Origin of the sequence: Nocardiopsis listeri NBRC 13360 (genome assembly GCF_001570765.1) — a bacterium.
Lineage (GTDB): Bacteria > Actinomycetota > Actinomycetes > Streptosporangiales > Streptosporangiaceae > Nocardiopsis > Nocardiopsis listeri.
Map to the genome: position 1 here is coordinate 123,790 of NZ_BCSH01000009.1, position 23,308 is coordinate 147,097.

Annotated in this window: 23 protein-coding genes; 16 read left to right on the top strand and 7 right to left on the bottom strand. The window is 68.9% G+C overall.

The window, feature by feature from the left end; translation table 11 throughout:
- Positions 1-9: 9 nt before the first annotated feature.
- Genes NLI01S_RS04475 through NLI01S_RS04485 form a run of 3 tightly spaced genes read right to left on the bottom strand, consistent with a single transcriptional unit; the run spans position 10 to position 3,057 of the window.
- Positions 10-342, bottom strand: coding sequence for an AtuA-related protein (locus tag NLI01S_RS04475; RefSeq protein ID WP_067599561.1), 333 nt, complete (start codon positions 340-342; stop codon positions 10-12).
- Entirely contained in the window at positions 339-1,646 is a 1,308-nt protein-coding gene (locus tag NLI01S_RS04480; protein WP_067599692.1) for an acyclic terpene utilization AtuA family protein, read from the bottom strand. The genes NLI01S_RS04475 and NLI01S_RS04480 overlap by 4 nt, the downstream gene beginning before the upstream one ends.
- A 55-nt stretch (positions 1,647-1,701) precedes the next feature.
- Positions 1,702-3,057, bottom strand: coding sequence for a CitMHS family transporter (locus NLI01S_RS04485; protein ID WP_067599563.1), 1,356 nt, complete (start codon positions 3,055-3,057; stop codon positions 1,702-1,704).
- Positions 3,058-3,170: 113 nt separating this feature from the next.
- On the opposite strand from NLI01S_RS04485, the gene NLI01S_RS04490 reads away from it, so the two are divergent.
- Positions 3,171-4,097: a LysR family transcriptional regulator gene (locus NLI01S_RS04490; RefSeq protein ID WP_067599565.1), complete on the top strand. Its 927-nt coding sequence runs from the start codon at positions 3,171-3,173 to the stop codon at positions 4,095-4,097.
- 25 nt (positions 4,098-4,122) lie between these two features.
- Here the strand turns inward: NLI01S_RS04490 and NLI01S_RS04495 are convergent, their stop codons facing one another.
- Together NLI01S_RS04495 and NLI01S_RS04500 are read right to left on the bottom strand one after the other, a co-directional pair.
- Entirely contained in the window at positions 4,123-5,178 is a 1,056-nt protein-coding gene (locus NLI01S_RS04495; protein ID WP_067599568.1) for an aminotransferase class V-fold PLP-dependent enzyme, read from the bottom strand.
- A gap of 82 nt (positions 5,179-5,260) precedes the next feature.
- Positions 5,261-5,800 carry a MarR family winged helix-turn-helix transcriptional regulator gene (locus NLI01S_RS04500; RefSeq protein ID WP_067599571.1) on the bottom strand — a complete coding sequence of 180 codons (540 nt, stop codon included), beginning with the start codon at positions 5,798-5,800 and terminating at the stop codon, positions 5,261-5,263.
- Positions 5,801-6,037: 237 nt separating this feature from the next.
- Between NLI01S_RS04500 and NLI01S_RS04505 the strand changes: the two genes are divergently transcribed.
- From NLI01S_RS04505 to NLI01S_RS04545, 9 genes are all read left to right on the top strand, one after another.
- Positions 6,038-7,000 (top strand): MBL fold metallo-hydrolase, encoded by a 963-nt coding sequence (locus NLI01S_RS04505; protein WP_067599574.1) that lies wholly within the window; start codon positions 6,038-6,040, stop codon positions 6,998-7,000.
- Positions 7,001-7,060: 60 nt separating this feature from the next.
- On the top strand, positions 7,061-8,743 hold the full coding sequence (locus NLI01S_RS04510) for an FAD-dependent monooxygenase (RefSeq protein WP_067599577.1): 1,683 nt from the start codon (positions 7,061-7,063) through the stop codon (positions 8,741-8,743).
- Positions 8,744-8,799: 56 nt separating this feature from the next.
- Positions 8,800-10,005, top strand: a complete 1,206-nt coding sequence (locus NLI01S_RS04515; protein ID WP_067599580.1) for a homogentisate 1,2-dioxygenase — start codon at positions 8,800-8,802, stop codon at positions 10,003-10,005.
- A gap of 11 nt (positions 10,006-10,016) precedes the next feature.
- Positions 10,017-10,847: a hypothetical protein gene (locus tag NLI01S_RS04520; protein WP_067599583.1), complete on the top strand. Its 831-nt coding sequence runs from the start codon at positions 10,017-10,019 to the stop codon at positions 10,845-10,847.
- Between the two features lie 20 nt (positions 10,848-10,867).
- Positions 10,868-12,079: a fumarylacetoacetase gene (fahA, locus tag NLI01S_RS04525; RefSeq protein WP_067599586.1), complete on the top strand. Its 1,212-nt coding sequence runs from the start codon at positions 10,868-10,870 to the stop codon at positions 12,077-12,079.
- A gap of 63 nt (positions 12,080-12,142) precedes the next feature.
- Entirely contained in the window at positions 12,143-12,541 is a 399-nt protein-coding gene (locus NLI01S_RS04530) for a VOC family protein (RefSeq protein ID WP_067599695.1), read from the top strand.
- Positions 12,542-12,826: 285 nt separating this feature from the next.
- Positions 12,827-13,027 (top strand): hypothetical protein, encoded by a 201-nt coding sequence (locus tag NLI01S_RS04535; RefSeq protein WP_157090956.1) that lies wholly within the window; start codon positions 12,827-12,829, stop codon positions 13,025-13,027.
- A 437-nt stretch (positions 13,028-13,464) separates the two neighbouring features.
- Entirely contained in the window at positions 13,465-14,082 is a 618-nt protein-coding gene (locus NLI01S_RS04540; RefSeq protein WP_157090957.1) for a hypothetical protein, read from the top strand.
- A 225-nt stretch (positions 14,083-14,307) separates the two neighbouring features.
- Positions 14,308-15,150, top strand: a complete 843-nt coding sequence (locus tag NLI01S_RS04545) for a YihY/virulence factor BrkB family protein (protein WP_223809112.1) — start codon at positions 14,308-14,310, stop codon at positions 15,148-15,150.
- Here NLI01S_RS04545 and NLI01S_RS04550 read toward each other — a convergent pair.
- A complete protein-coding gene (locus tag NLI01S_RS04550) occupies positions 15,147-15,974 on the bottom strand; it encodes a helix-turn-helix domain-containing protein (protein WP_067599598.1) in 828 nt (275 codons plus the stop codon). The genes NLI01S_RS04545 and NLI01S_RS04550 overlap by 4 nt on opposite strands.
- A gap of 141 nt (positions 15,975-16,115) precedes the next feature.
- On the opposite strand from NLI01S_RS04550, the gene NLI01S_RS04555 reads away from it, so the two are divergent.
- The 5 genes from NLI01S_RS04555 to NLI01S_RS04575 all read left to right on the top strand — a co-directional run bounded on the left by NLI01S_RS04555 (position 16,116) and on the right by NLI01S_RS04575 (position 19,587).
- Complete coding sequence (locus NLI01S_RS04555; protein WP_067599704.1) at positions 16,116-16,373, top strand: Atu4866 domain-containing protein; 258 nt, start codon at positions 16,116-16,118, stop codon at positions 16,371-16,373.
- On the top strand, positions 16,373-17,107 hold the full coding sequence (locus NLI01S_RS04560) for an SDR family oxidoreductase (RefSeq protein WP_067599601.1): 735 nt from the start codon (positions 16,373-16,375) through the stop codon (positions 17,105-17,107). Before NLI01S_RS04555 ends, NLI01S_RS04560 begins: the two co-directional genes overlap by 1 nt.
- Before the next feature lie 179 nt (positions 17,108-17,286).
- Positions 17,287-17,775 (top strand): hypothetical protein, encoded by a 489-nt coding sequence (locus tag NLI01S_RS04565; RefSeq protein WP_157090958.1) that lies wholly within the window; start codon positions 17,287-17,289, stop codon positions 17,773-17,775.
- 178 nt (positions 17,776-17,953) lie between these two features.
- On the top strand, positions 17,954-18,562 hold the full coding sequence (locus tag NLI01S_RS04570) for a DUF3887 domain-containing protein (protein WP_067599607.1): 609 nt from the start codon (positions 17,954-17,956) through the stop codon (positions 18,560-18,562).
- Positions 18,563-18,615: 53 nt separating this feature from the next.
- The gene (locus NLI01S_RS04575; protein WP_067599610.1) at positions 18,616-19,587 is read left to right on the top strand and encodes a CPBP family intramembrane glutamic endopeptidase; all 972 of its coding nucleotides are present in this window, start codon (positions 18,616-18,618) and stop codon (positions 19,585-19,587) included.
- Positions 19,588-19,946: 359 nt separating this feature from the next.
- On the opposite strand, the gene NLI01S_RS04580 is transcribed toward NLI01S_RS04575, so the two are convergent.
- Positions 19,947-20,243: a YrhK family protein gene (locus tag NLI01S_RS04580; RefSeq protein ID WP_067599614.1), complete on the bottom strand. Its 297-nt coding sequence runs from the start codon at positions 20,241-20,243 to the stop codon at positions 19,947-19,949.
- Between the two features lie 882 nt (positions 20,244-21,125).
- Here NLI01S_RS04580 and NLI01S_RS04585 point away from each other — a divergent pair.
- Positions 21,126-23,255: a HelD family protein gene (locus NLI01S_RS04585; protein ID WP_067599617.1), complete on the top strand. Its 2,130-nt coding sequence runs from the start codon at positions 21,126-21,128 to the stop codon at positions 23,253-23,255.
- The last annotated feature ends 53 nt before the right edge of the window (positions 23,256-23,308 follow it).

A 23,308-nucleotide genomic window follows, 5' to 3' on the forward strand; every position in this document is an offset into this window, starting at 1 on the left:
ACCACCCCGTCAGGCCCGATCCCGCTTCCCGGGGAACGGAACCCGGGCCGCCGACAGCACCGACCCCAACGTCTTGCCGTGGGTGTCCGTGTGCGGTGACGTGGTCACCGTGTCATCGGACGCCCTCGCGCACACCACGATCAGGGCGTGCACCTCGTCCATACGGTGCACCTCCACCGGGCCGCGCACCCGGTCGGCCAGCACCTCGCGCACCAGGTCCGGGGTCAGACCCGCGCACAACACCGGGTACCAGCGCTCCTGCCGGGCGATCACCGCGATCGTGTTGAGGTTGCCCTTGTCCCCGGCCCTGGTGTGCGCGATCTCGCGCAGGACCACACTCATACCGTCCCCTCCCCGACGTAGGTGGTGCGGGGCTCGACCAGGTCGCGACCCACCGTGGTGGACAGGATCCCGATCACCTCCGAAGCACGGGTGCGTGCCCCGCCGCCACCGGCCGGACCGCACGTGTACAACGCGGTGACCTCCTCCTCCACGGCCTGTGCCACGGACCGATCCGCGCCCAGCCCCGCCACCCGTAGCCGGCACTCACCGACCTCGGCGGGGTCGTCCGCGCCACCGATGAGATCCACCCGTACCGGAAGCAGATCGCGCAACCGTTCGCGCACCACCTCACCGGCCAGCCGGGCACGCGCCCGAGCCCCGGGACCGGCGTAGGAGATCTCGCCCTCGCCCCGAAAACCCGCCCGGTACCCCACGCTCACCTTGAGCCGCTCCGGGCGCACCCGTCCGCGCGCCCCCGACACCCGCACCCGGTCCGGGCCGACCTCCCGCGGTCGCACCCCGGTCAGGTCCAGGGTCACGTCCGGGGTCGGATAAGCGGTGGGGTCGGTGATCTCGTACGTCATCTGCTCGGTCACGGTCCATCGGTCCACTCGCCCGCCCGTCCCGGGGAGCTTGGTGACCACCGCCGTACCGTCGGCGGCGACCTCGGCCAGCGGGAAGCCCAGGTTGGCCAGGTCCGGGACGTCCTTGACACCCGGGTCGGCGAAGTAGCCGCCGGTGACCTGGCCGGCGCACTCCAACAGGTGCCCCACCAGCGTTCCCGCCGCCAGCAGCTCCTCGTCCTGAGGGTCCCACCCCAGGGAGTCCAGCAACGGAGCCAGGAACAGGGAGGGGTCGGCGGCCCGCCCGGCGATGACGACGTCGGCGCCCCCGCGCAGGGCGGGCAGCAGGGCGTCGACCCCCAGGTAGGCGTTGGCCGAGACCAGCTCACCGTGCTCCTCCAGGGGCCGGCCGTCCTCCCATGCCGGTGCCGAACGGTCGACCCGATCCAGCACGTCGTCACCGGTCACCGCCGCGATCCTGGGCGACACACCCAGTTCGAGGGCCAGTTCGTGGGCCATGCGCGCGGCGCCGATCGGGTCGGCCGCCCCGGCGTTGGTCACCAACCGGGTGCCCTTGCGGGCCAGGGGTTCCAGCAGCAGGGACAGCCGTCTGCGCAACAGCGGGTCGTGGCCGGGGCCGGAACCGTCGGTGGCGCGCAGGGACGCCAGCGACACCGTCCTCTCGCCCAGGCACTCCAGGACCAGTGTGTCGAGCTCGCCACGCTCCACCAGGTCGACGGCGGGTTCGAGGCGGTCGCCCGCGAACCCCGCCCCACAGCCGATACGGACGACTTCGGGCACGTGCACTCCTTCGGTTTCGGTACGTGTGTTCGGTTCCTCGCGGGTCCGTGACACCTCAGGACACCCAGAGCGGGATGACGCCGGTGGCCACCGCGGCGCCGAAGACCACCAGGCTCACCAGCCAGGCCCACGGCAGCAGGAAGCGGATGTGCGAGCCGATGGAGACCCCGCTCAGCCCCACCAGCAGGTAGAAGGAACCGGTCATCGGGCTGATCGGGAAGCCCACGGTCTCCTGACCGGTGATGGATGCCTGGGCCACGTGTGACGGTTCCACCCCGAATTCCCCGCCCACGGCCGCCAGCACCGGCATCACCGCGAAGTAGTAGGCGTCCGGTCCGAACAGCAGACTCATGGGCACCGCGAGGACCCCGATGAGCAGCGGCAGACCCGGGCCGAGGAAGGTCGGCATCGCCCCGGTCATGGCCTGGGCCATCGCGTCGATCATCCCGCTCTCCTCCATGACTCCGAGGAAGACCCCGGCGGCCAGCAGGGTGCTGGCCATGAGGATGGCGCCCTTGGCGTGGGCGTCGATGCGGGCGGTCTGCTCCTTCATCCCCGGGTAGTTCAGGACGAGCGCGACGACCAGGGCGAGCATGAACACCAGCTCCGGCGGCAACACACCCGAGATCAGCACACCCACGGTCGCCATGGTCAGCAGCGCGTTGAGCCGGTACAGGCGCGGGCGCAGCAGTTCGGGGTTCTCGGATTCGTAGGCGGGGGCCGGCTCCGCCGCTCCGTTCGCGGTGTGGTCGCCGCCGCCCACGCGGCTCGGAGTCCGGTCCTGGGTCGAGGCCGCGCGCAGCCGGTTCCGCTCGCGCACCCCCAGGTAGTAGGCGATGGCCACGCAGGTGATCATGCCGATGATCTGGGCGGGGATCAGTGGGGCCCACAGGTCGTTGGCGGGGATCCCGCTGGCGGTCGCGGCCCGCGCGGTCGGCCCGCCCCAGGGGAGGACGTTCATGATGCCCGCGCCCAGGCCGGTGAGCGCGGCCAGGACCACCCGTCGCATGCCGAGCGCGTCGTAGAGCGGCAGCATCGCCGGGATGGTGATGAGGAACGTGGTGGCTCCGGCTCCGTCCAGGTGGGCCACCATCGCCAGCACCACGGTGGCCACCGCGATGGTCACCGGGTTGTCGCCGGCGAACCGCAGCACCCGACGGACGATGGGGTCGAACAGGCCCGCGTCGCGCATCACCCCGAAGTACAGGATGGCGAAGACGAACATGGCCGTGGTCGCGGCGACCCCGCCGATGCCCGCCGTCGCGAACTCCGCGACCTCGCCGGGGCCGAATCCCATCAGGAACGCCGCGGTGACGGGCACCCCGATCAGGGCGACCACCGCGCCCACGCGGTTGGACAACAACAGCGCGAGCACCACGGCGATGGTCGCGAATCCCATGACGGTCAACATGCGGTCGGCTCCTCGGGCTCTGGGGGTTGTGGCGCGGGCCACACGCGCCATGTTCGCCCTGGTCGTCCTTGCCTGTCCAGCATCGATCGGGCATCGGTCTATGCTCTGAAGGCATGGATCTGACACTGAGGCAGTTGGAGGTCTTCGCGACCGTCGCCCGTCGCGGGAGTTTCACCGAGGCCGCCGAACGGCTCCACGTCGCCCAGTCCTCCTTGAGCCGCACCGTGCAGTCGATGGAGCGGAGCCTGGGCGTGTCCCTGTTGGAGCGCACCACCCGCAGGGTGTGCTGCACCCCCGAGGGCGAGGAGGTGCTCGTGGTGGCCGAACGCCTGCTCTCCCGGCACCGAGCGGAGATGAACGGCCTGGAACGCTACCTGCGAGGCGACCGCGGCACGGTCACCGTGTCGACCCTGCCCTCCCTGGCGGCGACCCTGTTGCCTCCGGCGATCGTGCGCCTGCGCGAGGAGGCCCCCGAGGTCGACGTGCACGTCCTGGACGGCATGGCCGAGTCGGCCCTGGACCGGTTGGAGGCGGGTGAGAGCGACCTGGCGCTGGTGGCCGTGGGCCGTCTCCGTCCGGGCCTTCGCGCCTCGGCCCTGGTCCGCGACCGGTTCCTGGCGGTCCTGCCGCCGGGACACCGCCTCGCCGAGAGGGACGAGATCACCTGGGCAGAACTGGCCGCCGAGCCCTTCGTCGTCACCGGTGGGGACTCCAGCGTGCGCAGGGTCGTGGAGGACGCCCTGCACGACTCCGGCGTGGACGAGCCGCACCTGATCCAGGCCGGCAACATCTCCACCGTTGGTGGTCTGATCGGCGCCGGCATCGGGGTCTCGGCCCTGCCCGCGCTCACCCTGCCGCTCATGGGGTTCGTCGAACACGCGCGGGTGCCGCTCCAGGGCCCGGTGGCCGAACGCCGCATCAGCGTGGTCGTGCCCGAACACCGGACCCTGGGGCCGGCCGCCGCCCGCCTGCTGCGGGTGTTGCGGCGGATGCGCGCCCTGGGACATCCCCTGCCCGAGGGCGCCCTCTGGGAGCCCTGACGGTCCCCGGCCGGTTCCGCCGATCTCAGCGCAGGTCGGCCAGGACCTCCAGTAGGCGATCCACGTCGGCCTCGGTGTTGTACAGGTGGAACGCCACCCGCAGTCGGCCGTCGCGCACGGCCGCCGCGATACCCGCCTCGGCCAGACGCCGGTCCACGCCCTGCGGCGCGGGCAGCGAAACGATCGCCGATCCCTTGCCCTCCAGGCCCGCCTCGGCACGGAACCGGTCGGCCAGGGCGACGTCGTGCTCGTGGATGGCCCGCACCCCCACGCGTTCGATCAGGGCCAGGGAGTGTTCCAGGGAGACGAACGCCGGCCACACCGGCGCCAGGTCCAAACGGCCGGCCTCTGGTCCGTGTTCGATCGCGGAGCCGTACAGCGAGTTCCACGGGTCCACGGCCGAGTACCAGTTGGCGGCCAGGGGCCGCAGTTCGCTCAACGCCTCGGTGGTCCCGGACAGGAAGGCCGAACCCCGGGTGCTCAGCAGCCACTTGTAGGCGCTGCACACCACGTAGTCGAACCGGTCGTCGTCGGAGGGCAACCAGCCCGTGGACTGGGTGGTGTCCACCAGGGTCCGGGCGCCGTGGTCGGCGCAGGCCGTGACGAGGTCGTCCAGGGGAGCCAGGGCGCCGTTGGAGGACTGGACCGCCGAGACCGCCACCAGTGCGGTGTCGGGCCGGACCTCGTCGGGCAGTCGGTCCAGGGGCACCTCGCGCACACGCAGTTCGGAGCGGACGGAGAACGGGTGCACGGTGGAGCTGAACTCGTTCTGGGCGACCAGGACCTCGGACCCGGCGGGCAGGCTCGCGGCGACCGTTCCGGTGAACTGGGAGGTGTGGGTGCCGATGGCCACGCGCTCCGGGGTGAGGCCGGTCAGGCGGGCGTAGGCGGCGCGGGCGCGTTCGATGCCCGGGTCCTGGGCGCCGGCGAAGAACCGCCCCGTGGCCACTTCGTGGATGTGCTCTTGGAGGGCCCGCGTCGCCGGATGGGGCGTCAGGCCGTGGGTGGCGGTGTTGAGGTAGGTGCCGTGTGCGGAGAACTCCCGCTGCGCCTCTCGCAGGCGCTGTGCCGTCTGGTCCATGGGAGGCATGGTCACAGGGGCGGGGGAGTGGTTCAAGGGCCGATCCGGTCGGGAGTGGCCCTTCTCGGTCGGCCGGGTCCGGTCAGTTGCGGAACTTGGCCTGGGCGTCGGTGGAGCCGGCCATGAGTTTGTTGAGCAGGCGGACCAGTTCGCGGCGTTCCTCGGGTTCGAGGGCCTCGGCCCAGGCGCTCTCACGGCGGTTGTGCGCGCGGAACACGCCCAGGATCGCCCCGTAGCCGGCCTCGGTCAGGCTGAGCTGGAGCGCGCGCCGGTCGTGGGTGGCGCGTTCACGGGAGAGTAGTCCGTCCCGTTCCAGGGTGTTGAGCAGGGCGGACAGGGCGGCGCGGCTCATGCCGGAGATCTGGGCGGTGGTCTTGGCCTCCATGGGGCCGGCGAGCCAGAGCGCGAAGAGCACACGAAAGCCCGGCCAGGTCCAACCACGTGGACGGTGTACCGAGGACTCCAGGTCGTAGACGACCATGCTCGTCGCCCGGTTGAGGGTGAGGACCATGCGCATGGCCTCGGCGTTGACGGAGGGAAGCTCGCGTTCGGCCTTGTGCACCGCGTAGTCCACGAATGACCAGAAGGTGAGCTCGTCGGGGGGTGCGGCGTTGTGAGTCACGACGGCCAGCCTATAGCTCGGCACTTCGCCGGGCCGCTCCCGGCCGCGGTGGCGGGCACGTCGTGGACCGGCCCCCGAAGGGCGAAGGAGTAGCCTGCTGCTGTGAGCTGAGTCACCGTCACTTGGGGCCTGGGCCCCATGGTGATGTGGTGCGCGACACGTTATGGTCAGATTCATCAAACATTTGATCATTTGGGCGGTTCGAGCCGTCCGCGACGAGTGAAGGGCCCTTCGACCATGGCAGCCAAGCCGTTCGCCTCCTCCGCCGACACCCAGGCCAAGGAACAGACCCTCGAAGTCCTGGCCGACGGCGTCTACGCCCTCACCGCGGAGGGCGATCCCAACGTGGGCGCCATCGAGGGCGAGGACTTCGTCGTGGCCTTCGAGGCCCTGGCCACCCCCACCGCCGCCGGGGAATGGCTCGCCAAACTGCGCGAGCACACCGACAAGCCCGTGCGCTACCTGGTGCTCTCCCACTACCACGCGGTCCGCGTCCTGGGCGCCAGCGCCTTCGACGCCACCGTCATCCTCACCCACGAGAAGACCCACGAACTCATCCGCGAACGCGGCAAGGAGGATTGGGACAGCGAGTTCGGCCGGATGCCGCGCCTGGCCAAGGACGCCGACTCCGTGCCCGGCCTGACCTGGCCCACCCAGACCTTCGCCGACCGCACCACCATCGACCTGGGCGGCGACCGCGGCGAACTCGTACTGCAATACTTCGGCCGCGGCCACACCGAGGGCGACATCGTGGCCTGGCTGCCCGAGCAGAAGATTCTCTTCGCCGGCGACCTCGTCGAGGCCCAGGCCGCCCTCTACACCGGCGACGCCTTCCACAAGGACTGGGCCGGCGCCACCCTCGACAACGTCAAGGCCCTCCAGGCCGAGATGCTCGTCGGCGGACGCGGCGCCGTCAGCCGCGGCCGCGCCGAGGTCGACGCCGCCATCGAGCAGACCCGCAACTTCCTCGAAGTGATGATCCGCGAGGTCGGCGCCGTCCACGAACGCGGCGGCACCCTCAAGGAGGCCTTCACCGCCACCCACGGCGCCCTGGTCGACGACTACGGCCACTGGCCCATCTTCGAGCACTGCCTGCCCTTCGACGTCTCGCGCCTGTGGGACGAGTTCTCCGGAATCGAACGGCCCGTCATCTGGACCGCCGAACGCGACCGCCAGGTCTGGGATCAGTTGCAGGACTGAGACCGCCACTCCACCTTCCGACCGCGCCCGTACGGGGCGCCCCGAGACACGGAGCCCACCATGCCGCACCCCCCGGCGCCCCGGCCACCCGCGGACCCCGCCACCGACCCCGTCCTGGTGCTCGGAGCGGGACCGGTCGGACAGACCGCGGCCCTACTGCTCGCCCGACGCGGGGTCCCCGTACGGATCGTCGACGCCCGACCCGGGCGCGACGCGGTCGGTTCCAAGGCCATCTGCCAGCAACGCGACGTCCTGGACGTGTGGGAATGGCTCGGCGGCGGCACCATCGCCGAAGAAGGCCTGACCTGGAACACCGCCCGCACCTTCTACCAGGACCACGAACTGTTCAGCGTGCGCCTGCCCGACCCGGGCGCCTCCTCCCTGCCCTCCTTCGTCAACCTCTCTCAGTCCCGTACCGAGGAGGTCCTCGACGACCTCCTCGCCGACGCCGGGATCGTCATCGGCTGGAACCACGAGGTCACCGGCCTGGACCAGGACGAACACGGCGTCACCGTCGAGTGCGCCACCCCGCACGGACCGGTCCGCCTGCGCGGCTCCCACGCGATCTCCTGCCTGGGCGCACACGGCGGCGTCGTCCGCCAGGCACTGGGCGTGGACTTCACCGGCACCAGCTTCGACGACCGCTTCCTCATCTGCGATATCCGCGCCGACCTGGGCGACTGGGAACGCGAACGCCGCTTCTACTTCGACCCCGAGTGGAACCCCGGCCGGCAGGTCCTCATCCACCCCTGCCCCGACTCGGTGTTCCGTATCGACTGGCAGGTCCCCGCCGACTTCGACCTGGAGACCGAGGAGTCCAGCGGCCGACTCGACGCACGCATCCGCCAGATCGTGGGCGAGACCCCCTACGAGATCGTGTGGCACTCGGTGTACCGCTTCCACACCCGGGTGGCCGACCGCATGCGCCGAGGCCGGGTCCTGCTCGCCGGGGACAACGCCCACCTGGTCGCCCCGTTCGGCGCCCGCGGCCTCAACTCCGGGGTCCAGGACGTCGAGAACGCCGCCTGGAAGATCGCCTACGTCCGCCACGGGTGGGCCGACGAGACGCTCCTGGAGAGCTACCACACCGAACGTCACGCCGCCGCCCTGGAGAACGCCGACATCACCAGCGCCACCATGCGCTTCCTCGTCCCCCACGACGAGGCCGATCACCGGATGCGCCTGGAAGTGCTCCAGCGCGCCCTCACCGACCCCGACGTCCACCCGAAGGTCGACTCCGGGCGCCTGGCCGAACCGTTCTGGTACTGCGACTCGACCCTCACCACACCCTGCCCCGAACGGCCCTTCGGCGGTCGACCCCCGCGCGGTCAGGCGCCCACGCCCTGCCCCGGCGTGATCCTGCCCGACGTGCCGCTGGCCCTGGCCGAGCGACCCGACCTCATCCGACTGCGACCCCTGCTGCGCGAAGGCCTCACCCTGCTGCTGGGCCCCGCCCCCGAGGGAACCGACGCCCAGACCCTGCGCGCCACCGTGCACACCATCGCCTCCCGGGCCACCCCCGCCCCGGTCGCCACCCACCACCTGGTCGACGTCGACCCCACCGGTGCCCTGTGCCAGGCCCTGACCCCCGAACCCGGACAGGTGTGGCTGATCCGCCCCGACGCCCACGTCGCCGCGGTCGTCGCCGGTACCGACACCGACGCCGTGCGCGCCGCCGTACGCACGGCCCTGGGCCGGGCCATCACTGAAACCGCGCCCTCACGGTCCACCGCCCTGACGTAGGACACCGCCCGCCCAGGCACCACACCAGCAGACCCACGAACCCCAGGAGGACGACGATGGCCCACTACCGCCAGGTCGGCGAGGTACCCCGCACCCGCCACACCCAGCACCACAACCCCGACGGCGGCCTGTACTACGAGGAGCTCATGGGGGAGGAAGGCTTCTCCGCCGACTCCTCCCTGCTCTACCACCGCGCCATCCCCTCGGCCATCGTCGACGCCGCCGAGTGGGAGGTCCCCGACCAGTCCCGCAAGCGCAACGCCCCGATGATCCCCCGCCACCTCAAGCTCCACGACCTCTTCCCGGGCCGGGAGTGGAAGAGCGCCGACGTCGTGGAGTCCCGCCGCCTGGTCATGGGCAACGACGACGTGCGCATCTCCTACGTCGTGGCGGGCGCGCCCTCGCGGCTGTACCGCAACGGCATCGGCGACGAGTGCGTCTACGTCGAATCCGGCACCGCCCGCGTGGAGACCGTCTTCGGCGTGTTGGAGGTGGGCCGCGGCGACTACGTCATCCTTCCCCGTGCCACCACCCACCGCTGGGTGCCCACCGGCGACGAACCGCTGCGCGCCTACGCCATCGAGGCCAACAGCCACATCGCCCCGCCCAAGCGCTACCTGTCCCGCTACGGCCAGTTCCTGGAACACTCGCCCTACTGCGAACGCGACCTGCGCGGACCCCAGGGCCCGCTCCTGGTCGAGGGCGAGAACGTCGACGTGCTCATCAAGCACCGAGGCGACGGCCCCGGCGGCATCTCCGGCACCGTCTACACCTACCCCACCCACCCCTTCGACGTCGTGGGCTGGGACGGCTGCCTGTACCCGTACGCGTTCAACGTCGAGGACTTCCAACCCATCACCGGCCGCGTCCACCAGCCACCGCCCGTCCACCAGGTCTTCGAGGGCAACAACTTCGTCATCTGCAACTTCGTGCCCCGCAAGGTCGACTACCACCCCGGTTCCATCCCGGTGCCCTACTACCACTCCAACGTCGACTCCGACGAGGTCATGTTCTACTGCGGCGGCGACTACGAGGCCCGCAAGGGGTCCGGCATCGGGCAGGGCTCCATCTCCCTGCACCCGGGCGGCCACTCCCACGGCCCCCAGCCCGGCGCCTACGAGCGCAGCGTCGGAGTGCAGGCCTTCGACGAACTCGCCGTCATGGTCGACACCTTCCGGCCCCTGGACCTGGGCGAGGGCGGGATCGCCGTCGACGACGGCGTCTACGCCTGGACCTGGTCCAAGGGCCGGCGGGACAAATGAGGGGAGAAGGCATGGGCGACGTCCTCTACCGAAGCCTGTTCGACGACGCCGCGCTGTTCCCACCCGGCAACGCGCCCATGGGTCAGGCCCTGCCCGCGCACCGGGAACACCGCGCCTCCCGGCGGGCCCGCTACGTGGGGCCCTTCCTGGTCTCGGGAGGTCGCGTGGGTGAACTGCGCGCCGTCCTGGCCCGTGAGGAATCCGCGTCCGAACCGCTCGACGTGGTCATCACAGTCCCCGGCGGCGCCGACGACGTGCCCGGCGCCCTCGACTCGCTCGGCCTCGACCCGGCCCTGAACCTGGTCGGGATGGAGGTCGCCGCCACGCCGGGGGAGGCCGCCGACACCGCCGCCGCGCTGGTCAAGGCCCTGCCGGACGGCGCGGTCGGCTACGTCGAGGTGACCCGGGGCGCGAAGGCGGGCGCCGACATCGCGTCCCTGGCCGGCACCGGAGCCAACGCCAAGTTCCGCACCGGCGGGGTCAGGGCCGAGGCCCACCCCACCGAGGCCGAACTCGCCGACCTGCTCTTCGCGGCGATCACCGCCGGGGTCCCGTTCAAGTGCACGGCCGGACTGCACCACGCCGTCCGCCACACCACCGACGAGGGCTTCGAACAGCACGGATTCCTCAACGTCCTGCTGGCCACCCACACCCTGCTGACCGGAGGAGGGGCCTCCGACGCCGAAGTGGTCCTGGTCGACCGGGACGACCGTGCGCTGGCCCAACGCTCGACCGCCCTGTCCGACCTCGAACAGGCCGAGGTCAGGGCCCGGTTCCGTTCCTTCGGGACCTGTAGCATCACCGACCCCCTGGACGACCTCACCGTCCTGGGGGCCCTCTAACGACCTGGAAAGCGAGTTCCATGCCCGACAGTTGGCTCGACATCGCCCCCGACGCGCAGTTCGGCCTGGCGACCCTGCCCTATGGGGTGTACACCGTCGACGGTGCGCGCTCTCGCGTGGGCGTGGCCGTCGGTGAGCACGTGCTGGACCTGGGCGCGGTGGCCCGCGCCCAGGGGGCACCGTTCGCCGACGCGGTGAGCGGTCCGAACCTGGACGCCCTGATGGCCGCCGGTCGGCCGGTGTGGGACCGGGTCCGCCAGAGCCTGACCACCTGGCTCACCGACCCCGTCCACGAACAGATCGTGCGCCCCCACCTGGTGGACCGGACGAAGGTGCGGCTGCACCTGCCGTTCACCGTCGGCGACTACGTGGACTTCTACGCCTCCGAGCACCACGCCACCAACGTCGGACGCATCTTCCGGCCCGAGCAGGAGCCGCTGACACCCAACTGGAAGCACCTGCCCATCGGCTACCACGGCCGTTCGGGCACCATCGTGGTCTCGGGCACCGACATCGTGCGCCCCACCGGCCAGCGCAAACCTCCCACCGAACCCGTTCCCGTGTTCGGTCCCTCCGCGCGCCTGGACATCGAGGCCGAGGTCGGGTTCGTCGTCGGTACACCCAGCGCCATGGGCGAGCGAGTTGCGGTGGACGACTTCGCCGACCACGTGTTCGGGGTGTTCCTGCTCAACGACTGGTCCTCGCGCGACCTCCAGGCCTGGGAGTACGTGCCGTTGGGCCCGTTCCTGGGCAAGTCGTTCGCCACGTCCATCTCGCCGTGGATCGTGCCGGTCGCCGCCCTGGAGTCGGCCCGCGTGGAACAGCCCGCCCAGGACCCGGAGCCGCTGCCCTACCTGAAGGGCGAGCGGTCGTGGGGCTTGGACCTGCGCCTGGAGGTGCGGCTCAACGGACACGTGGTGTCCAACCCGCCCTTCTCCCAGATGTACTGGACCGCCGCCCAACAGTTGGCGCACATGACCGTCAACGGGGCTTCGTTGCGCACCGGCGACGTGTACGCCTCCGGTACCGTCAGCGGCCCCGAGGTGGAACAGCGTGGTTGCCTCCTGGAACTGACCTGGTCCGGCAAGGAGCCCATCAAGCTGCCCGACGGCACCGAACGCGCGTTCCTGGAGGACGGTGACGAGGTCACCATCACCGCCACCGCCCCGGGCCCCGACGGAACCAGGGTGGACTTCGGCGAGGTCACCGGCAAGATCCTCCCTGCCCGGTAACCCTCTCCGGGCGGCGGTCCGTCACCGACCGCCGCCCGACACGTGTCCTACGGTGGGCCGACCATGAGCGACCTCCTCGGCATTAACCACCCGACCCTGTCCAGCCCCGATCTCGACGGGCTCGTGGGGTACTACACGGAGCTGCTCGGAGCGGTACTCGCGTTCGAGCGCGCCGCGACCTCCACCACCCCTTGGATCGCGGTCGTCGACGTCGGCGGGGGCGACCACCTCATGATCGTCGAGGCCGGCGACGCCCACCCCACCGGCCTCGACCCCATCGGCGGGGCCGGATGGGGTCTGCGCGTGGGCACACACGCACGACTGTGCGAGATCCGCGAGCGCCTCCTGGAGACCGGAGGGCCGGTCGGAGAGATCGAGACGCTGCCCACGCAGGGGACGATGACGGCACGCGACCCCGACGGGCGCCCCGTGGACGTTCGAGCCCACCGCCCCCGACCCTGATGGCCTCGGCCCCGGCCGGGTCACGTGGTTCTCGCCCTCTTGTCGCCGACAATGAGGGGCCCAGGGCCGGGGAGGGCGGATGGCGGGAGAGCGGGATCGGAGCGAAGGAGCGCGCCGCGCGTTGGGTGCCGTCGCGTTTGCCTTCGATTCGGCCAACGCATCGTCTTCGACGCGACACGGTGTAGGGGTGTTCAGCAGCGCGTTCACGACAGGGCGGATGAAGTCGCCCGGCTCTACGAGAACCCCGAAGTTTTCGTGTCCCAGGGGCTTGACCACCATCTCGCGGTGGAGTTTCGCGAACCGGCCCTGGAAGAGGTGCGATCCCAGCGTTTCCCGGAACATCCCTACCGGTTGAGCAGCCTGTACGTGACCGATGGTGGCCAACCCATCCCCGAGGTTCTGGTGAACGGACACATCGACATCGTGGGGATCGACCGTGAAGTGCGCGCGAACCTCCTCCGACCAGGGGACTCTCCTGCTTGTTGATTCGTCCGGGACCTCAGGGTGTCCCCGTGACGGGAGTGATGGCGAGAGTGCTTTCTCCACTAGAGTGCAGCGCTGTTCGATTGCGGATGGTATAAATGTCCGGGAGTCTCTCTGGAATTGATCAGATGCGGGCATTAATGTCAGGAAAAGGGAACATGCCATCTACGGTGGGTGGGAGAGCCAGTGGTGCTCAGGAGGCTTACTCGAAACCAGTGCGAGCGAAGGTGTCGAGCAAGCATGGGAGACTTCTACTCGTTCTCGGGGCGGTAGCGCTCGTATTGGCCGTCCTCGTCGGCTGGTTCGCTGGGAAGGCCATGGGAGGCCAAGAGTCATCGGGGACGACGGCCGAGGGCGGACAGTCGGATGGCACTGAACCGACCATGGAGGATGGGGAATCCGACTCACCTTCGGACTCCAACGAACCCGACAGTTATGGGTTGAGCTCGTTCTCCGTGCAGCATGGGGCCGACATCACCGAAGACCAGTACCCGGTTGGATTCTCGGATTCACCCGAAGGCGGAGTTTCCATGGTCGTCGTCTATCTTCGTTGGAAGTCGACCAACAGCGCCGAGAGTCTCGCGGAGCTGATGAATACCTATCATGATCTCGACTCCGAGGTGACCCGGGAAATAGTCGAAGAGGAAGTGCTGGATCAGCGATCCGAAGACATCTCTCGTATCGCGAACAGGGAAGGCGTGTTTTTCAACGCCGATCTGTTTCCGATGCCAGGGGAGGTTTTCGAGATCACTCCTGTCGGGGTGACATGGTGGTCGACGGGTGAGGACACGGTCGACATGTTCGTTCTAGCCGACGAAGGGTTCGACATCAGTTTGGGAACGCGTTATACCCGTCGTTACATCTACGGTTTCACGATTCAGTGGAACCCCTCGGTGAGAGGCGGCGATTGGTTGGTGACCTCACAGGATGATCCTTCTAGAGATCCCGACTACCAGCCTGCCGAAGAGGAATACCACCTCGATCACGAGTACTGGACCCCCATCGCCGGTGTGACACCTTACGACTATCCCACGCACTCGGATCCGCCAAGGTACTGAGGGAGTCGACGAAAACCAACTGACGGGACCGTGGGCCCGGCGTGAGAGTGGCACCGCTCCGGGCCCAAGACCCCCGTCAGTATCGGTCTCGGCCGGGTCACGTGGTTCTCGCCCTCTTGTCGCCGACAATGAGGGGCCCAGGGCCAGGGAGGGCGGATGTCGGAAGAGCGGGGTCGGAGCGAAGGAGCGCGCCGCGCGTCGGGTGCCGTCGCGTGGCGACCGGCCTTGCTTTCCAAAGCGGACCTGCGCGCCGTCGCCGCACGGGTCTGGCGGGACCTGAAGGAGAGCCAGTTCAGCCTGCTCGCCGCGGGAATGGCGTTCCGGGCGCTCCTCGCGCTGTTCCCCGCCCTCATCGCCGTGGTCAGCGTCTTCGGAATCCTCGCCGACCCGGACGACCTCACCGACCAGATCGGCACCTGGCTGCACGCCGTCCCCAAAGCCGCACGGGAGCTGATCGAGGACCAGCTCCGCACCATCATCGCGACCGACACCGGGACCCTCGGGTTCGCGTTCGGCGGCTCCGTCCTCCTGGCGACCTGGAGTGCCTCCGGCGGCATGTACGGGCTGATGCAGGGCTGCAACGCCGCCTACGACGTCGTGGACAGGCGCAACTACCTCGTCAAGCGCGGCATCGCCCTGTCGTTGGCCCTGGGCGTGGGCGCCTTCCTGTGCGTCGGTGCCGGTTCGATGGTCGTCATCCCGGTACTGCTGGACCAGGTCGGCCTGAACCGGATCGCCGCACTCCTGGTCATCGTCGGCCAGTGGATCGTGCTCGGGTGCGTGACCGTCATGGGCCTGGCCGTCGTCTACCGGATCGCGCCCCACCGCGAGTCACCCTCGGGCCGCCGGCTCACCCCGGGCGTGTTCATCGCGACGGTGTTGTGGGTCGCGGGCTCCTGGGTGTTCACCTTCGCCGTGCAGCGGTTCGGCCACTTCGGCGCGACCTACGGCACACTCGCCGGGGTGATCGTACTGATGCTGTGGCTGTGGTTGTCCTCGATGATCGTGCTGTTGGGGGCCGTGGTCAACGCCGAACTCGAACGTCGGCGCGTGACCGCCCCGACCTAGGGCGTGTACGTCTTGGCGGACAGAGCACCGAGCAGCGCGAGGGCCTCGGCGCTACGGCTCGCCGGCTCCGCCTGGTAACAGAGCAGCTGTTGGCCCGGCGTCTCGGCGACGTCGAAGGTGTGCACCCGAAGCGTCAGCTCACCGACCAGTGGATGCACGAAACCCTTGACCTCCATGCGTTTGCCACGGGCCTGGTTGTGTTCCCAGAACCGCGCGAACTCCGGGCTCGCCCCGAGGAGACCGTCGACGAGCGAACGAATACGCGGATGCTCCGGCGCCCGCCCCTGCGCCAACCGGAGCGCGGCCACCGAGTTGCGCGCCGCGAGCCACCAGTCGGCGTGGAACTCGCGGGCGTCCGGGGCGAGGAACACGTGCTCCACCAGGTTGCGGCCGACGGGAAAGCCGAGGTAGAGGGCCTCGCCGAGCACGTTGTGCGCGAGAACGTCGTAGGCCGCGTTGGTGATGAGCACGGGGGTGTCCGGCCACGAGTCCATCAGCCGCAACAGGTGCGGGTCCACCCGCCGCGCACCGAGATCGGCGCGTGGACGGGGCGCCAGGCCGGCCAGGCGGTAGAGGTGCTCGCGCCCGTCGTCGTCCAGGGCGAGCGCGTCGGCGAGAGCGTCCAGGACCTGCGCCGACGGACCGGTCTCACGCCCCTGTTCGAGCCGGACGTAGTAGTCCACGCTCACGTCGGCGAGCATCGCGACCTCCTCCCGGCGCAGTCCGGGAACCCGACGCCGGGCGTTACCGCGCAATCCCACGCTCTCCGGCGCGGTCGCGTCACGGCGGGCCCGCAGGAACCGGGCCAGGGCAGGTGTGGTCATGGCCGAAAGCTACCCCGCGCCGGGCCCGGGAGGGAGGGTGCGGTGCACCCAGGCTCGCACCGGCCTGGTCCGGTCGGCCGAGCGCGCACAGGGTGGTGTTCCGACAGAAGAAGGACTCCCGCCCAGAGGATGAGCAACGCGATGACAGACCATCCCTACGTCGGCCTGTGGGTCACCGCCGACGGCCACATCCGACACGAACTGTTGCCGGAGGGACGCTACGTCGAGGCCCGAGGCAGCCGGGAACGCGCCTACACCGGCCGGTACACGGTGACCGGCACGCACATCGACTACGTCGACGACACCGGTTTCAGCGCCGACGGCGACTTCGTCGAAGCGAACACCCTGCACCACGCCGGCATGGTGCTCACCCGTCGCGCCGAAGAGGAGAACGCCTGATGAAGGAGATGTCGGACAAGGTCGTACTCATCACCGGAGCCTCCAGCGGCATCGGAGAGGCGACCGCGCTGCACCTGGCCGAGCGGGGTTGCGTCGTGGTGCTGGGAGCGCGCCGAATCGACCGGCTGCGGTCGCTGGTCGAGCGCATCGAAGAGATCGGAGGGCGGGCCCACGCCCACCCCCTCGACGTGACCGACGCCGACGACGTGCGCGCCTTCGTCGACCGCGCCGTCACCGAGCACGGGCGCGTGGACGTACTCGTCAACAACGCTGGCGTCATGCCGTTGTCGCCGCTTGCCGCGCTCAAGACGGACGAGTGGACTCGCATGCTCGACGTCAACGTGCGTGGACTGCTGCACGGCATGGCCGCGGTACTCCCCGTGTTCGAGGCCCAACGCGGCGGCCACGTCGTGACGATCGCCTCGGTCGGGTCCCACGAGGTGTCGCCCACGGCGGCCGTCTACTGCGCCACCAAGTCCGCCGCCTGGGCGATCACCGAGGGGTTGCGCCTGGAGAGCGAACCCTGGCTGCGCGTATCGACGATCACGCCCGGCGTGGTCGAGTCCGAACTCGCGGAGACGATCACCGACCGCACCGCACGCGAGGCGATGGTCGCCTATCGGGCCAACACGATCCCGGCGGCGGCGATCGCCCGCGCCATCGCCTTCGCCATCGAGCAGCCAGAAGAGGTCGACGTCAACGAGATCGTGGTGCGGCCGACCGCGCAGCGTTGAGGTGAAGCGGCCGGTGCGTCCTACGTGGTTCCCAGGGGCCCGAGGGACGCACCGGTCCCGTTCTCGCTAGGCTCTCGCGAAAAGAATCGAACAGATGGGCGACGATGCAGACGAATCCGGTACGCCACACGGTCAACGCCGTCACCCTCACGTCTTTGATGTCCTTTATCGTTCTTTTGATGCTGGTCATCTTCGTGATGTCGACCAAGAGCGGTGTCAATTCCTCGGACACACTCCTGCGAATCCACCTATGGGGATCGCTCGCCCTGGCCGTCGTCCTGTGGCTCACCTTCAAGGTGGCCACCCGTCAAGTGTTGATCACCGACACAGGATTCGAGTTGCGGGGCATGTTCGTCGACCGCTTCGTGCCCTTCCACCTGGTCGACTTCGTGACCATCACCGGAGGGCTCGCCCTGGTGCTGACCGATGGCGGACATCGGCCGATTCCCGGATTCGACCCCTCGCCCTATGGGGAAATGCGGCGCTACCGGCTCCACCACGCCCCGGGGGATCGACTTCAGGAGGAACTCGACCGCTCTCGGCTTCGGGACGTGGAAGGGGAGGCGCACGAGACGACTCGGTTCCGGCCGGACCTGCTCGTACTCGTGGCGACCCTGGTTTTGAGCTTCCTCTCCGCCCAGGCTATCGAGTACCTCTTCGCGTCCTGACAGCAGCGCTAGAAGTCCATCGCGTTCTCCGCGGAGGTACCGAACTCCGCCGCGTAGTCCACCGCCTCCGCGACCGACTTCGACGACGCCCCTGAGGATGCCTCCGCGCCCCCGTCACGCCACACCGTTGCGCTCGCTGGCTTGACAAGAGCCCTACGTGTCAACTTATGCTTTACGCATGCAAGAGAAGTTAACAGAAGCGCTGCGGGCTTTGAAATCCCACACGGACGCCCTCCTCGCGTCACGCGTCCTGACCGCCACCAACGACTGGGCCAACCCGATCGGGCACGCCGTGAGCATGCAAACGGCAGCCGAGGACGTTGTGCGCGCGGTCGTGGAGCAAGCACGCCAGAACGGCGCTACGTGGCAGGTGATCGGCGACGCCCTCGGCGTGAGCAGGCAAGCGGCGTTTCAGCGCTACGGCAAACCCATCGACCCCAGAACAGGACAACCCATGAACAACACCCCGCTCCCCGGCACCGTCGAACTGGTCGCTTCCGTGATCGAAGACCTCGCCTCCGGGCACTGGTCACGTGTCACCGAGCAGTTCGACCCGACCATGTGCGACGGACTTTCAGAGGACGCGCTCGCCGCCGCGTGGGCGCAGATCGTCGGCCTGTCGGGAGCGTTCGAGGGGCAGGGAAAGCCGGAGGTCGCCCGGGCCGGTGATGTGACGGTCACGAACACGCCGATCTCGTTCGAGGCGGGCGACTACACCGCACGGATCACGTTCCGTGACGACCGCACCATCGCCGGGCTGCACATCCTCGAAAGGCAGACGTCGTGACCATGAAACCTCCAGTCGGTGCGAAGACGGCCCAGGCCCGAGGCGGACCCCGCATGAACAGACGCGACCTGCGATCCATCAGCGTGTTCACCATCTTGTCGTTCGCGCTCGCCTGGTTGCTCGCGCTCCCGCTCTGGCTCGGCGATGGACTCACCAGCCCTTGGTTCCCCGCCGTCGCCGTCGCGACGATGATGACACCGACGATCGCCGCCCTGATCGTCGTGTTCTTCATGGAACGACCGCGGCACAAGGCGTGGACGCTGGGACTATGGCCGCTCAGGCCGGCTCCAAGGCTGCTCGGCTACGCCGCCCTGGGGATCTTCGTGCCCATCGCACTCGTCCTGGTTGCGCTCCCAGTCGGCGCGCTCCTGGGGGTCTACCCGGCCGACTTCGCGAACTTCTCCGCCTTCCAGCAGTCCCTCGACGAGCAAGTGGGCACATCGGGAGCGGCCGAAACCCCGATCCCGATCGGCGCGCTCATCGCCCTCCAGCTCGCCACACTCCCCCTGGCGGCGTTCATCAACCTCATCCCAGCGCTGGGCGAGGAACTCGGGTGGCGGGGATGGCTGCTTCCCAAGCTGATGCCTCTAGGCACTCTTCCGGCTCTGTTGGTCTCCGGCGTGATCTGGGGCCTTTGGCACGCCCCGCTCATCCTGCTCGGGTACAACTACCCCGGCGCGCCGGGCTGGCTCGGCCTGACCGCGATGGTCATCATGTGCGTCCTGGTCGGTGCGGTCTTCGGCTGGCTGCGGCTCCGATCAGGATCGGTATGGCCCGCCGCCCTCGCCCACGCCGCGTTCAACGGGGCCGGCGGCAGCTACCTCCTCTTCGCGATGGCGGGCGAGCACATCGACACCACGCAAGCGACGATCCTTGGCTGGAGCGGTTGGATCGTACCGCTCGCGTTCGTGGTGATCCTGATCGCCACCGAACAGTTCGCCCCCGCCAAGCACCCGACCACCCCGCCACGGAAATCCGAGTCACCGTCACCATCTACCCATCGAATCAACGACTCGGAACACTAGGCGTTCGCGAAAAGAAGCGAACCGGTAGGCGACGATGCGGACGAAACCGGTATGCCGCACGGTCACCGCCGCCACTCTCACGTCTCTGATGTCCTTCACCACCCTGTTGACGCCGGCCATCACAGGAGGGCTCGCCCTGGTGCTGACCGATGGCGGACATCGGCCGGTCCCCGGCTTCGCCACGCCCCGGGCACCCTTCTCCAGAACGAATTCGACCGCTCTCGGCTCCGGGACGTGGAAGGGGAGGCGCGCGAGAGAAGCCGATTTCGCCCGGACCTGCTCGTACTCGTGGCGGCCCTCGTTCTGAGCTTCCTCACCGCCTACTCCCTCTTGTGCCTTTTCGCGTCCTGACCGGGGCACTAGAAGTCCATCGCGGTCTCCGAGGACGTGCCGCCGGATCCACCTTGGCCCTGAATGCTCCGAATGTGCACCAGGCGGGTGAGTCGAATGGCCGGGCGGATCAGGAGTTCGATGCTGCCGATGAGAAAGCACCAGGTCCCGGGGACCATCATGCTCGAATAGAAGAACATGATGCTCCCGGCGATGAACCACGCCGCGATCAGGATGTCGTTGCAGATGCTGACGACTTCGTAGCGACGCCGGATGACCAGCTCATGGTGGCCGATGTGCACGGTCAATGGCCGGTGCTCGGGCATGTGTCCTCCCTCGGGTACCTCCTCGTATCCTGCACGTGCTGTACATGCCGGACACGCTCCGTGATGGGGCGTGTCGCCCAGAATCCGTTTTTCCCGCTCGTATCCGGGGCCTGAGCGCCTCGTCCATCCCTCTCCGCGAGGGGTGCTCCCGCAGGAGTGCCCGCCGGTCGTTCTGCGTGCTGTCACCGTCCGGCGCCCGAGTGATGAACGTGTTGAGTCGGATGGTTCCGCGTTCGATCCAGGACCGGATCGTGGCTCGAATCGTTGGAGCACGAACGAACGCGGACGACCTGTTGACGTGTCTTCCCGAGGAAGGTGCGGAGACCGACCCGCGCGGAACGAAGGCGGGATGAGACTCCGGTCGGATCTCAGGTCTTGGTGGCCACGAGCCGGTTCGCGGTCGTTCGGGGATGCTCGACCGCGCTGGTGTGGTCATTCCCCGAACACGCGAACGGCCACCGTCCGATGAGCCAGGACACCACCTTCGGCATTCCTGTTCCTCCTCGGTCGAGGGGAAGGCTCTGGGAAACCGGGTTCGGAATTCGGGATGACAATCGAGAATGCGGAATTCGGTATTCGCTAACAGACACCGGGGCCTCACGCAACCGTCTGGCCGTGACCACAAGATAGGTATAATGCCATCGACGGTCACTGTGATGTCAGGGACTTCCGCGCCATCGGATGACGGGTTGCATTAACGTCGAAGATGTGGCCTAGCGTTCATGACGCCCATCGAACCCGATGGGCGATAAGCGCCCCGGGTCGTCCTTTCCGGCAAGCACGACTCAGGTATGACTCTCCTCGCGGGCGCCCCTGATATCCCACGACGTCGTGATGGTTCGCTCTTTCCGATCATCGTGAAGCATAGAGAACGGAGTGCGAGTGCACCTGGACAGTGTCTCCACACCACTGAACGAAGACTCCGCCGCGCACGCGGCGGCCGTGGCCGAGGAGCAGTCGGTCCTCGACGAAGCCTTCGCCCGCCGCGACGAGCTACTCCAGCACCTCGACGCCGAACTCGCGATCCCGGCGGGCGACGCGACCGGGCATGCCCGGATGCGCGTGTTGGCCGCCCACCGCGAGGAGCTGCGGCGCGCCGACCAGGGTCTGATCTTCGGCCGACTCGACGCGCTCGACCGGACGGTCCTGCATGTGGGGCGGGTCGGTATCTCCAGCGCCGGAGACGACGATGATCCCCTGGTGATCGATTGGCGTGCACCGGCCGCACGGGCCTTCTACACCGCGACACCGATCGACCCCCAGGGCCAGGGCCGACGTCGCCACGTACGCGTCGACGGGTGCGTGGTGATCGGCGTCGATGACGAACCACTCGATGGGTCGGGTGCGAACGAGCTGGTCGGTGAGGGCGCCCTGCTCGCAGCCCTCGACGAGCGGCGCACCGGCCGAATGGGCACCGCCGCGGCCACCCTGCAACGTGAGCAGGACTATGTGATCCGCGCCGACTCCCGCGGGCCGCTGGTCGTCCAAGGCGGCCCGGGCACCGGCAAGACCGTGGTGGCACTGCACCGAGTGGCGTACCTGCTCTTCACCCATCCGCGGCTCGCCGCACAGGGCGTACTGGTTCTCGGACCGTCACTGCGTTTCCTGGACTACATCACCCAGGTGCTGCCGGCACTCGGGGAGACCGCCATCGTCTCGGCGACCTGCGACACCCTCGTGCCGGGAATCGGTGTGGAGCGTGCCGAGCCGCGCGAAGTCGCGGAGATCAAAGGTCGGGCGCTCTGGCAACAGGCACTCTCCGGGTACTCCGCGGCGCTCGTCCCGCGGCCCGTCGACCTCGAACTGGAGTGGGAGGGGGAGCGGTACACGATCGATGAACGACGGGTCGCCAGAGCCCTCGCCTCGGCTACCTCGGGGCACTCCTACCACGCGGCGCGCGCCGGCTTCAGCGAACAGGTCCACCATCTTCTGACCGATGCGATAGCCGAACGCAACGAAGAGACACTGGCGAGAATGGAGGAGGGCTTCGAGGACATACTCGATCGGTTCGACGCCGGATTCGCTCACTCCGACAATCGTGCCGCGAGCAATGGCACCACCGGCACCGATGTCGACGGGGAACTCACGGAGGAGGACCTGGAGCGGCTGCACGACCGGATCGCCACCGACCCCGGCGTGGCCGCGACGTTGCGGGAATGGTGGCCGACCCGCGATACGAAGGTGGAACTACGTCGGCTCCTTGGTGACGAAGCGCTCTTGCGCCGATGGGTGCCGGGGCTCACCGACACCGAAAGAGGAATGGTTCTCGCTGAACCGCGAGAGTGGGCGAGCAGCGACATCCCCCTGTTCGATGCCCTGGCCGACTCGCTGGGTGATGCTCGGTCGAACGGTGAGCAGGGGGAGTTTCTGACCGATCGTGCCGCGGCGCGCAGGGACTGGGTCTACGGACACGTCGTCATCGACGAAGCCCAGGAGCTCTCGGAGATGCAGTGGCAGATGGTGATGCGCCGATGCCCTTCGCGGTCGATCACCGCTGTAGGCGACATCGACCAGGCCGAGGCGCCGCACCGGCACACCACCTGGGAGGAGGCGGTCGGTGCGGCCTTCGGCGAGAGGTGGACGGAGGCCCGATTGACCATCTGTTACCGCACTCCGTTCGAGGTCATGGCTCTCACCGGGCCGGTGCTCCAGAACGCGGGTAGCCGGAACGAGCCGCCTCGCGCGGTCCGGGCCTCAGGCGTCGAGCCCTGGGAACGCGCTGTGGAAGAGGGCCATCTCGTGGCCGAGGCGGCACGTGTCGTCGAGGAGCTGTCGAAACGATGGACGGGAGGGCTGGTCGGTGTCATCGCGCCCCTCGAACGCGTGCCGGCTTTGCGCGCGGCGCTACCCGACGTATCGGTTCTCTCCGCGACCGAGGCCAAGGGCCTGGAATGGGACGCCACCCTGCTCATCGACGCCCCGGGCATCGTCGCTGAACCGCGAGGCTGGAACGGGCTCTATGTCGCGCTCACCCGATGCACCCAGGAACTGGGGCGACTGCATCTGACGTGAAGGGATCCCGTTCCCACCGATCGCTTCGCCGGACGCTCGGCCGGGGTTCCCCG

Bases quoted from the DNA above. Each gene is read 5' to 3' on its own strand.
- NLI01S_RS04570 (WP_067599607.1), top strand. From the start codon at position 17,954: ATGCAAGAGAAGTTAACAGAAGCGCTGCGGGCTTTGAAATCCCACACG.
- NLI01S_RS04485 (WP_067599563.1), bottom strand. From the start codon at position 3,057: ATGTTGACCGTCATGGGATTCGCGACCATCGCCGTGGTGCTCGCGCTG.
- NLI01S_RS04560 (WP_067599601.1), top strand. From the start codon at position 16,373: ATGAAGGAGATGTCGGACAAGGTCGTACTCATCACCGGAGCCTCCAGC.
- NLI01S_RS04490 (WP_067599565.1), top strand. From the start codon at position 3,171: ATGGATCTGACACTGAGGCAGTTGGAGGTCTTCGCGACCGTCGCCCGT.
- NLI01S_RS04530 (WP_067599695.1), top strand. From the start codon at position 12,143: ATGAGCGACCTCCTCGGCATTAACCACCCGACCCTGTCCAGCCCCGAT.
- NLI01S_RS04550 (WP_067599598.1), bottom strand. From the start codon at position 15,974: ATGACCACACCTGCCCTGGCCCGGTTCCTGCGGGCCCGCCGTGACGCG.
- NLI01S_RS04505 (WP_067599574.1), top strand. From the start codon at position 6,038: ATGGCAGCCAAGCCGTTCGCCTCCTCCGCCGACACCCAGGCCAAGGAA.
- NLI01S_RS04475 (WP_067599561.1), bottom strand. From the start codon at position 342: ATGAGTGTGGTCCTGCGCGAGATCGCGCACACCAGGGCCGGGGACAAG.
- NLI01S_RS04510 (WP_067599577.1), top strand. From the start codon at position 7,061: ATGCCGCACCCCCCGGCGCCCCGGCCACCCGCGGACCCCGCCACCGAC.
- NLI01S_RS04515 (WP_067599580.1), top strand. From the start codon at position 8,800: ATGGCCCACTACCGCCAGGTCGGCGAGGTACCCCGCACCCGCCACACC.
- NLI01S_RS04565 (WP_157090958.1), top strand. From the start codon at position 17,287: ATGCTGGTCATCTTCGTGATGTCGACCAAGAGCGGTGTCAATTCCTCG.
- NLI01S_RS04495 (WP_067599568.1), bottom strand. From the start codon at position 5,178: ATGGACCAGACGGCACAGCGCCTGCGAGAGGCGCAGCGGGAGTTCTCC.
- NLI01S_RS04555 (WP_067599704.1), top strand. From the start codon at position 16,116: ATGACAGACCATCCCTACGTCGGCCTGTGGGTCACCGCCGACGGCCAC.
- NLI01S_RS04580 (WP_067599614.1), bottom strand. From the start codon at position 20,243: ATGCCCGAGCACCGGCCATTGACCGTGCACATCGGCCACCATGAGCTG.
- NLI01S_RS04575 (WP_067599610.1), top strand. From the start codon at position 18,616: ATGAACAGACGCGACCTGCGATCCATCAGCGTGTTCACCATCTTGTCG.
- fahA (WP_067599586.1), top strand. From the start codon at position 10,868: ATGCCCGACAGTTGGCTCGACATCGCCCCCGACGCGCAGTTCGGCCTG.
- NLI01S_RS04520 (WP_067599583.1), top strand. From the start codon at position 10,017: ATGGGCGACGTCCTCTACCGAAGCCTGTTCGACGACGCCGCGCTGTTC.